This window comes from Enhygromyxa salina (assembly GCF_002994615.1).
Lineage (GTDB): Bacteria > Myxococcota_A > Polyangia > Nannocystales > Nannocystaceae > Plesiocystis > Plesiocystis salina_A.
In genome coordinates, this window is the sequence record NZ_PVNK01000312.1 from 1 (window position 1) to 8,992 (window position 8,992).

Genomic DNA, 8,992 nt, shown 5'->3' on the forward strand with positions numbered 1-8,992 from the left:
TGCGAGGGCCACGGCTTCCCCGAGTCCGCGTGCCCGTCCTGCAACCCCCAGGACCCGCCGACCCTCGCCGCCGACTGGTGTCTCGAGCACGCCCTGCCCGAGTCGAAGTGCACCAAGTGCAACCCCGAGCTCATCGCCGAGTTCAAGGCCCAGGGCGACTGGTGCGAGGGCCACGGCTTCCCCGAGTCCGCGTGCCCGTCCTGCAACCCCCAGGACCCGCCGACCCTCGCCGCCGACTGGTGTCTCGAGCACGCCCTGCCCGAGTCGAAGTGCACCAAGTGCAACCCCGGGCTCGTCGCCGAGTTCAAGGCCCAGGGCGACTGGTGCGAGGAGCACGGCTTCCCCGAGTCGGTCTGCCCGTCCTGCAACCCCGCGACGCCGCCCCCGAACGCCGAGCAGGCCGCGCTCGAGGCCCGGGTCGTGCGCCTGCGTGAACCGGAGCTCGAGCAGACCGTCGGGATCCGCACCGCGCCTGCCCGACGTGTGGCGGCGGCGAGCTTCGTCGACTGCACGGCGCGGATCGAGTTCGACGCCGACCGGCTCGCGGACATCCGCGCGCTGGTCCCGGGCGTCGTTCGTCGCGTTCCCGCGCAGATCGGCGATCGAGTCGAGCCTGGCGACCCCCTGTTCGAGCTCGAGAGCACCGACATCGGCGCGATCCAGGCGGGGCTGAAGACCGCGCGCGAGCGGGTCCGCACGGCCGAGGCCAACCGCGACCGGCAGCTCGAGCTGCGCGAAGCCGACATCGCGTCCGCCCGCCAGCTCGAGCTCGCGCAGCAAGAGCTCGCAACCGCGAAGGCCGAGGCCCGCGCGGCCCGGGCAGCGCTGAAGATGGCCGGCGCGGGCGCCTCGGGGTCGGCGGGTCGCTACACGATCACGGCCCCGATCGCCGGCACGATCTTGCGCCGACCGGCCGTGCTCGGGACGATCGCCGGCGACGACACCTCGCTTGCGACCCTCGGCGACACCTCCACCATGTGGGCGCTGTGCGAGGTGCCCGAGGCCTTCGCAGATCGGATCGCGCTCGGCCAGATCCTCGGCGTCGCGGCCGACGCGAACCCCGAGGCGAGCTTCGAGGGTCCGATCACCTGGATCGCCGCCGAGGTTGACCCGCAGACCCGCACCGTCACGGCCCGCGCGGAGGTCCCCAACCCCGACGGGGTCCTGCGCGCCAACCAATTCATGCGCGGGCAGATCACCACGAGCCCCAGCCGGGCTGTCGTCGCCGTGCCCCGCGCGGCGATCCAGCGCGTCGGCCCGCGCGAGCTGGTCTTCGTCCGCACCGAGGTCGGCGTCTACGAGCCGCGCGTGGTTCGTCGGCGCAGCGGCGGCGAGACCGTCGAGGTCGAAGGCCGGGTCGCCGTCGGCGACGAGGTCGTGACCACGGGCGCGGTCTTGCTGCGGACCGAGGTCATGCCCGGCAGCATCGGCGCCGGCTGCTGTGAGGTCGAAGGGCCGGGGGGCGAGTGATGCTGACGTGGCTCATCGATCTATGTCTGAAGCATCGGCCGGTCGTCCTGCTCGCGACCGCGGTGCTGATCGCCTGGGGCCTGGCGAGCTTTCGCCAGCTGCCCTTTGACGCCTTCCCCGACACGACCCCGGTCCAGGTCCAGGTCAACACCACCGCGCCCTCGCTCTCGCCGCTCGAGGTCGAGCGCCAGCTCAGCTTCCCGGTCGAGCAGGCGATCTCGGGCCTGCCCGGCCTGGTCGAGGTCCGCTCGGTCTCGAAGTTCGGCTTCTCGCAGGTCACGGCGATCTTCGACGACGACACCGACACCTACCTCGCCCGCCAGGTCGTCAACGAGCGGCTCGCGCTCGCGGATCTGCCCGAGGGAGTCGAGCGCCCCGCGCTCGGCCCGGTCGCAACCGGCCTCGGCGAGGTGTTCCAGTACATCGTCCGTGGCGACGGCATGTCGCCCGCGGAGCTACGCACGCTCCACCACTGGGTGATCCGCCCGCAGATGCTCCAGACCCCGGGCGTCGCCGAGATCAACACCTGGGGCGGCCACGAAAAGCAGTATCACGTCGTCGTCGATCCCTACCGGCTCGTGAAGCACGAGCTCGCGCTCGAGGACGTCGCCCGAGTCGTGCGCCACGCCAACCGCAACGTCGGCGGCGGCGTGCTCGAGGTCGCTGGCGAGGCCCAGCTCATCCAGGGCCAGGGCCTCGTGACCGGCGTCGAGGATCTCGAGGCCATGGTCGTCGCCGAACGAGACGGCACCCTCGTGCACCTCGCCGACGTCGCCGACATCCGCGAGGACCACGAGATCCGCCGCGGCGCGGTCACGGCCGAGGGTCGCGGCGAGGCCGTGCTCGGGCTCGGGTTCATGCTCATGGGCGAGAACAGCCACGAGGTCACGCGCGCGCTCGAAGCCCGGCTCGAGCAGGTCCGCCCGAGCCTGCCCGAGGGCGTCGAGCTCACCCCGGTCTACAGCCGCGCGACCCTCGTCGACGAGGTCCTGCACACCGTCCGCAACAACCTGGTCGAGGGCGCGCTGCTGGTCATCGCGGTGTTGTTCGTGTTCCTCGGCAACCTCCGCGCCGGGGTCATCGTCGCCCTCGCGATCCCGCTCTCGATGCTCTTCGCCTTCAACGCGATGCTGTGGGTCGGGATCGCCGGGAGCCTGATGAGCCTCGGCGCAATCGACTTCGGCCTCGTCGTCGACAGCTCGGTGATCGTGGTCGAGAACGCGGCCCGGCGGCTCGAAGAGGACAGCACCGGACGCAGCGTGCGCGAGATCGTCCGCGACGCCGCGATCGAAGTGCGCAGGCCGACGCTGTTCGGCGAGCTCATCATCGCGATCGTCTATCTGCCGATCCTCACCCTCGAGGGCGTCGAGGGCAAGATGTTTCAGCCGATGGCGCTCACGGTGATCTTCGCGCTCGCGGGCTCGATGCTGCTCTCGCTGACGCTGATGCCCGTGCTCGCCAGCTACGCGCTCGAGTCCGGCCGGCGCAAGGCTCGCGACAACCGCCTGGTCCGGGCGCTCGCGGCCGGCTATCGGCGGGTGCTCGAGCGCGCCCTCGATCACCGCAAGCTGGTCGTCTCGATCGCGGCCGCGGCGGTGCTCGGCGGCGGCCTCTTGGCCCCCCGGCTCGGTTCGGAATTCGTGCCCCGGCTGAGCGAGCAGGCGGTCGTGATCAACACCGTGCGCGTCGCCGGCATCTCGCTCGACGAGTCGATCCGCTACGGCAGCCAGATCGAGCGCCGCCTGCTCGAGCGCTTCCCCGACGAGATCGAGCACATCTGGACACGGACCGGGACCGCCGAGGTCGCTACCGATCCCATGGGCCTCGAGGTCTCGGACGTGTTCGTCACCCTCACGCCGCGCGAGCAGTGGCAGCGAGCCGCGACCCAGGCCGAGCTCGTGGCCGCGCTGGCGGCCGAGCTCGACGGGATGCCGGGCATGCGCAGCGTGTTCACCCAGCCGATCGAGATGCGCGTCAACGAGATGGTCGCGGGCATTCGGGCCGACGTCGGCGTCAAGCTGTTCGGCGACGACTTCGACGTGTTGGAGCGCGAGGCCGAGGCGATCCGCGCGGCCGTCGAGGCCATCCCCGGCGCGGCCGACGTGACGGTCGAGCAGCTCACCGGTCAGGCGATGCTCGCGATCGCCGTCGACCGCGACGCCGCCGGGCGTCACGGCGTCCCGGTCGGCGAGCTGCTCGACATCGTCGAGTCCCTCGGGACCCGCAAGCTCGGCGAGGTCGTCGAGGGCCAGCGGCGCTTCGATCTCGTGCTCCGTCTCGACGATGAGACCCGGCGCTCGGCCGAGCGCATCGGCGAGCTGCTGATCCACACCCGCGCGGGCAAGCGCGTGCCCCTGTCCGCGCTCGCGCAGATCGAGGTCGTCGAGGGCCCGTCGACGATCCAGCGCGAGTGGGCGAAGCGGCGGGTGACCGTCCAGGCCAACGTTCGCGGCCGCGACCTCGGCTCCTTCGTCGCCGACGTCCGTCAGGTCCTCGCCGAGCACCAGGCCCGGCTCCCGCCCGGCTACTACACGACCCTCGCCGGCCAGTTCGAGCAGCTCGAGCGCGCCCAGCGAAGGCTCATGATCGTCGTCCCGCTCGCGCTCGCGCTCGTGTTCGGGCTGCTGTACCTGACCTACGGGCGGGCAGCCGACGCCTTGCGGGTGTTCACCGGGGTCCCCTTCGGCGCCGTCGGTGGGGTGCTCGCGCTGTGGCTCCGGGACATGCCCTTCTCGGTCTCGGCCGGGGTCGGCTTCGTCGCCCTGTCGGGCGTCGCCGTGCTCGGCGACATCGTGCTGGTCTCGCGGGCCAAGCAGCTCCTCGCCGACGGCCTCGGACAGCGCGAGGCGATCGTCGCGGCGGCCCAGAGCCGACTGCGCCCGGTCCTGATGACCGCGCTGGTGGCCGCGCTCGGGTTCTTGCCGATGGCGCTCAACACCGGCGTCGGCGCCGAGGTCCAGCGACCGCTCGCAACCGTGGTCGTGGGCGGGATGCTCAGCTCAACCCTCGCGACCTTGCTGGTGCTCCCGGTCCTGTACCTGAGCTTCGCCGCCCGCGGCCGCGCGAGCCAGAAGCGCTCGCCGCCGGGCGCGGGCTGAAGCTGGACCCGGAGTCCGCGAGCGCTGCTACAGTCACCCAGCCAATCATGTTCTATGCGAACATCCACATCGACCTCCCGAGCGAGCCAGCCCTACACCGACGAACCCTGCTCGATTGGTTCTCCGAGCTGATCGGCCGCGAGCCGACCTCGGGCGCCGACGTCGAGGTCATCACCGTCACCGGCCTGAGCGTGTTCAAGCCGGTGACCGACGCCCTCGCCCAGCTCGGCATCACCGACGTGCTCTCGGTCATCGTCGACGGCCGGATCGCCTACGTCGACACCGAAGAAAACTCCGGCGATCTCGCGACCGCGATCGCCGAGCTCGACGCCCGCGCGGTGCTCGAGCGCGAGTTCGAGGCCATGAAGATGGTCCTGTCCCACCGCCGCGACGGCCTCCGGACCCTGATCGAGGTCACGGTCCGCCGCCGCGTCCCCGCTGGCAGCCCGGAGCTCGTGATCGCGCTCGCCGCCCGGCTCGACAGCATGCAGATCGCCCGCGGCGAGAGCCCGACGGCCTACGCCGAGCGGCTCCGCGCGATCGCGGCCGACGTGCCCGCGCTCGAGGCCGCGCGCGAGCGCTTCGCGGCCCTCGCAGACGAGGCCAAGCGCGCGCTCGATGAGCAGCTCGGCGAGCTCGTCGTGTCGAGCTCCGTAGCCCCGGTCGAGCTGCGCCTGATCCGCCCCGGCCCGCGCCAGCTCGATCATTTTCGCCGGCTGTCGTGGGGCCCGAGCGTGCGCATGCCCAAGTACCGCCCGGTCCCGATCCGCTCCCGCCTCGGCGCCTACGACGAGCCCTTCTACCACTACTACTTCGACCCCTACTTCGACTTCGTCGCCTGGGTGACGCTGACCGAGATCGTCGCGGGCCGCGGCTGGCAGGGGCTGAGCTTCGAGGTCGTCAACACCGACGGCGCCCGGGTGTTTGGAGCTCGAGACGCCCTCGGCGAGGCGGCGCTCGGCGGCGAGTACGGCCCGCCGGGCGACGACGAGGCCCTCGTCCGCGTGACCGAGCGCGCGGTCGAGGTCAGCCCCCGCGTCCCAACCTTCACGGGCCCCGACCCCGGCGAGATCAGTGATCCCCGCGTCACCCCCGGCTTCGGCGGCGACGGGCGCGGCGATGGCCAGGCCGCGGGAGCAGGCTGGAACGAGGCCCGCGGGGGGCCCGACGGCGCCGATCTTGGCGGCAGCTGTGGCGCGTCGTGTGGGGGCTGCGGCGGCGGGTGAGCGCGATCGCCGGCTCCCCGCGGCGATCGGCTAAAATGCCGACCCAACCCGCGAGCCGGGCTATGGTCGCCGGGCATGTCCGCCGCCCGCCACCGCGCTCGCGTCGTCGAGCACCTCGGGGACACCCTGCTCGCGAGCCCCTGGCTCGCGCGGCTCGGGCGGATCAGCTTCCTCGGCACCCTCGATCACCACCCGCGCAGCCGCCGGGCGTCCAATCGCCTCGAGCACTCGCTCGGCGTGGCCAAGCTCGCGGCCGACGCCGCGACCGCGCTCGAGCTCCCGCGCGGTCGCGCGCGGCTCTTCGTGGCCGCCTGCCTGCTCCACGACGTCGGCCACTACCCCCTCTCGCACGCGGCAGAGCCGGCCTTCGCCAAGGTCCTCGGCGCCGGTCACCACGAGGTCGGGCGCTGGATCGTGCTCGGCGACGGCCCGATCCCGCGCCTGCGCTCGCTGCGTCCCTTGCTCGAGAGCCTGCACATCGACCCCGCTGCGACCTGGGCGATCATCGATCGCAGCGACACGCTCGCGCCTGATCTGCGCCCGCTCGCCGAGCTGCTCAAGGCCCCGATCAACCTCGACACCCTCGAGGGCATCCATCGCGTCGCCCGCGACTTCCGCCTCCGTCGGGCCAAGCTGCCCGAGCGGATCTTCACCTGGGTCGACGGTCAGCTCGGCATCGCCCGCCCGGCGCTGCCCGCCATCGACCGCTTCTGGCAGCTCAAGGATCACGTCTACGATCGCGTGATCAACCTGCCGTCGAACATCCTGGCCGAGGCCCGCCTGTGCGAGCTCGTCGCGGCCAAGGTCGACCGCGAGATCATCGACGCCCTCGACCTCTTCGACGATCCCGCCCTGCGCCGCCGCCTCGGTCACGACGCCCTCGACCGCGCCCTGCTCGACGGCGGCGAAGACGGCGACTACGAGCTGTGGGCGTCCGAGACCTACGGCGAGGTCGTCGGCGATCAAGCCTCGCCCGAGGGCGGCGAGCGGCGCCCCGTGCTGGTCCGGACGCGCAAGCGCTACTTCATCGATCCCAGCGTCGAGCCCGAGCCCCGCGGTCTCCCGCTGCGCGCCTGGAGCCGTCGCTATCGCCACGAGCGCACCCGCGGGTGGCTGGTCTCGCGCCGTCAGGATCAGCTCAGCCTGCCCCTGCCAGGCCTGCGCCCGAGCGAGAGCCTGCGCTGTGACGCCCCCGAGATCTAGTAGCCCGGGTGCTAGCAGCCCGGGGTGCTAGCAGCCCGGGGTGCTAGCAGCCCGGGGTGCTAGCGGTCGCGGAAGGTCAGCGCCGCGTCGGGCGCGGGGCAGCGCTTGCGCTCGCGCAGCGCGGGCAGCTCACGCTCGAACATCTTCGCCAGCGCGGCCTCGAACTGCTCGCGGTCGAGGATCAGCACGTGCTTGCCGTCGGGCGTGACGTGCCGGGCCGTCATCGGGTGCTTGATCGAGAAGCCGCCGATCGCCGCGACCTGGTTCTCGATCGCAAACGACGCGTAGTAGGCCGCGTCATCGCGGCTGAGGTCGGTCGTCACGAAGGGCGAGGCCCTGCGCCACAACCCCGGCAGGCCCCGCAGACCACCCGCGCGGACCGTCTCGGCGAAGCCGAGCAGCACGACCTGCTGCCGCTTGGTCCGGTCGCGGTCGCCGGTCCCGTGGCGCGAACGGACAAAAGACAGGGCCGTGGCCCCGTCCATGTGATTGCGCCCGGCCTCGACCGTCATCATCTCGCACGGCGCCTCGGTCCCGTTGATCCAAAAACAGTCGATGATCGGACACTCGACCTCGACGTCGATCCCCCCGAGCTCATCGATGAGCGCCTCGAAGCCCTGAAAGTCGACGCTCGCGTAGCGGTCGATCCGGATCCCAAGCTGCTCGAGCAAGGTCCGACGAAGCAGCGGCATCCCCTCCCCTTTGCCCAGCCGGGCCTCCCCGACCCGGACCACCGAGCTGATCCGAGCGTGGTCGCGCCCCTCCTCGTGCAGCGCGCCAACGTCGGGCAGCGCGACCCACAGATCCCGCGGGATGCTGAACGCAGCCACCTTGCCGTCGCGGTCCCGAAACGCCGCCACGATCATGCTGTCGGTCCGCCCAACGACCTTCTGCGTCCGGTTGTCCGAGCCCAGCAACAACACGAAGGACACCCCCTCGAGCCCCGCTGGCCGCCGAGGCGGAGGCGGCGGAGGCGGCGGCGGCTCGACCTCTGCGGCCGGGATCACGACCAGCCGAGCTCCCAGGCCCAGGCTCGGCCCCAGCTCATCCTCATATAGAAGCTCGACCGGAGGCGTCGGCGCCCCGACCACGCCGCGGAAGGAGCGCGCCGCGTCATGCCGCAGCTCGCCCGGCTCGCGCGCCATCGCCCAGGCCCCGACCAACGCCAAGCCCAGGGCCAGAGCCCCGACCAACCGCCAGCGTCGCTTGTTTCGCCCCTTCACCCCCCGCCTCACGCCCCAAAGCCCAACCGATATTCCGCCGCCCCGCGCGGTCCCATCGACCACTTGATCCACAGACTACCAAGTGGTAGGCAAATCCAATCCTATCGGTAGTCCAGTGCCTACTCCCCGTACAACACGAGCGGACATCGCGCAAAAGATCCTCGACCACGCGAGCCGCCTGTTCGCAGCCCACGGCTTCGACGCCGTCTCGCTGGCCCAGATCTCCAAGCGCGTCGGCATCCGCAAGCCCTCGCTGCTCTATCACTTCCGCAGCAAGGACACCCTGCGCGAGGCCGTGCTCGAGGAGCTCCTCGCCCACTGGAGCGACGTCCTGCCCAAGCTCTTGTTGGCCGCCACGAGCGGCTCGGAGCAGTTCGACGCCGTGCTGTCCAAGACCGTCGCCTTCTTCGCCGAAGACCGCGACCGCGCCCGCCTGATCCTCCGCGAGCTGCTCGATCGCCCCGATCAGGTCCTGCCGCTGATCGAGACCCACGTACAGCCATGGGTCACGATCGTGTCGAGCTACATCCGTCGCGGCCAGGAGCAAGGTCGGCTGTGGTTCGACGCCGACCCCCAGTCCTACGTCGCCCACGTCACGATCCTCGTCATCGGCAGCCTCGCGACCTTCGAGACCGTGGCGGCCCTCGCCCCCGACAACGAAGACAGCGAGCGGCTGCTCGAGCGCCACACCAACGAGCTCCTGCGCATCGCCAAGACCAGCTTGTTTCGCCCGCGCCCGACCACCCACCACGACCCCGAGTCCCCCGAGTCC

Annotated in this window: 6 protein-coding genes; 5 read left to right on the forward strand and 1 reads right to left on the reverse strand. The window is 71.6% G+C overall.

From position 1 onward, the window contains the following. The 4 genes from ENSA5_RS35360 to ENSA5_RS35375 all read left to right on the forward strand — a co-directional run. On the forward strand, window positions 1-1,470 hold a 1,470-nt coding region (locus ENSA5_RS35360), incomplete at its 5' end, for an efflux RND transporter periplasmic adaptor subunit (RefSeq protein WP_106396136.1). Beyond that, the gene (locus ENSA5_RS35365) at window positions 1,470-4,568 is read left to right on the forward strand and encodes an efflux RND transporter permease subunit (RefSeq protein ID WP_106396137.1); all 3,099 of its coding nucleotides are present in this window, start codon (window positions 1,470-1,472) and stop codon (window positions 4,566-4,568) included. The genes ENSA5_RS35360 and ENSA5_RS35365, both read left to right, overlap by 1 nt. A gap of 47 nt (window positions 4,569-4,615) precedes the next feature. Beyond that, complete coding sequence (locus ENSA5_RS35370) at window positions 4,616-5,794, forward strand: hypothetical protein (RefSeq protein WP_106396138.1); 1,179 nt, start codon at window positions 4,616-4,618, stop codon at window positions 5,792-5,794. A 75-nt stretch (window positions 5,795-5,869) separates the two neighbouring features. Beyond that, window positions 5,870-6,997, forward strand: coding sequence for an HD domain-containing protein (locus ENSA5_RS35375; protein ID WP_106396139.1), 1,128 nt, complete (start codon window positions 5,870-5,872; stop codon window positions 6,995-6,997). A gap of 59 nt (window positions 6,998-7,056) precedes the next feature. Here ENSA5_RS35375 and ENSA5_RS35380 read toward each other — a convergent pair whose 3' ends face one another. Further along, complete coding sequence (locus ENSA5_RS35380) at window positions 7,057-8,190, reverse strand: LCP family protein (RefSeq protein ID WP_146156462.1); 1,134 nt, start codon at window positions 8,188-8,190, stop codon at window positions 7,057-7,059. A gap of 145 nt (window positions 8,191-8,335) precedes the next feature. Between ENSA5_RS35380 and ENSA5_RS35385 the strand changes: the two genes are divergently transcribed. Next, a partial coding sequence (locus ENSA5_RS35385; RefSeq protein WP_181198496.1) for a TetR/AcrR family transcriptional regulator occupies window positions 8,336-8,992 on the forward strand: 657 nt, incomplete at its 3' end.

What these genes read in the sequence shown, in the direction of transcription:
- ENSA5_RS35375 (WP_106396139.1), top strand. Translation starts at nt 5,870, where the DNA reads ATGTCCGCCGCCCGCCACCGCGCTCGCGTCGTCGAGCACCTCGGGGAC.
- ENSA5_RS35370 (WP_106396138.1), top strand. Translation starts at nt 4,616, where the DNA reads ATGTTCTATGCGAACATCCACATCGACCTCCCGAGCGAGCCAGCCCTA.
- ENSA5_RS35365 (WP_106396137.1), top strand. Translation starts at nt 1,470, where the DNA reads ATGCTGACGTGGCTCATCGATCTATGTCTGAAGCATCGGCCGGTCGTC.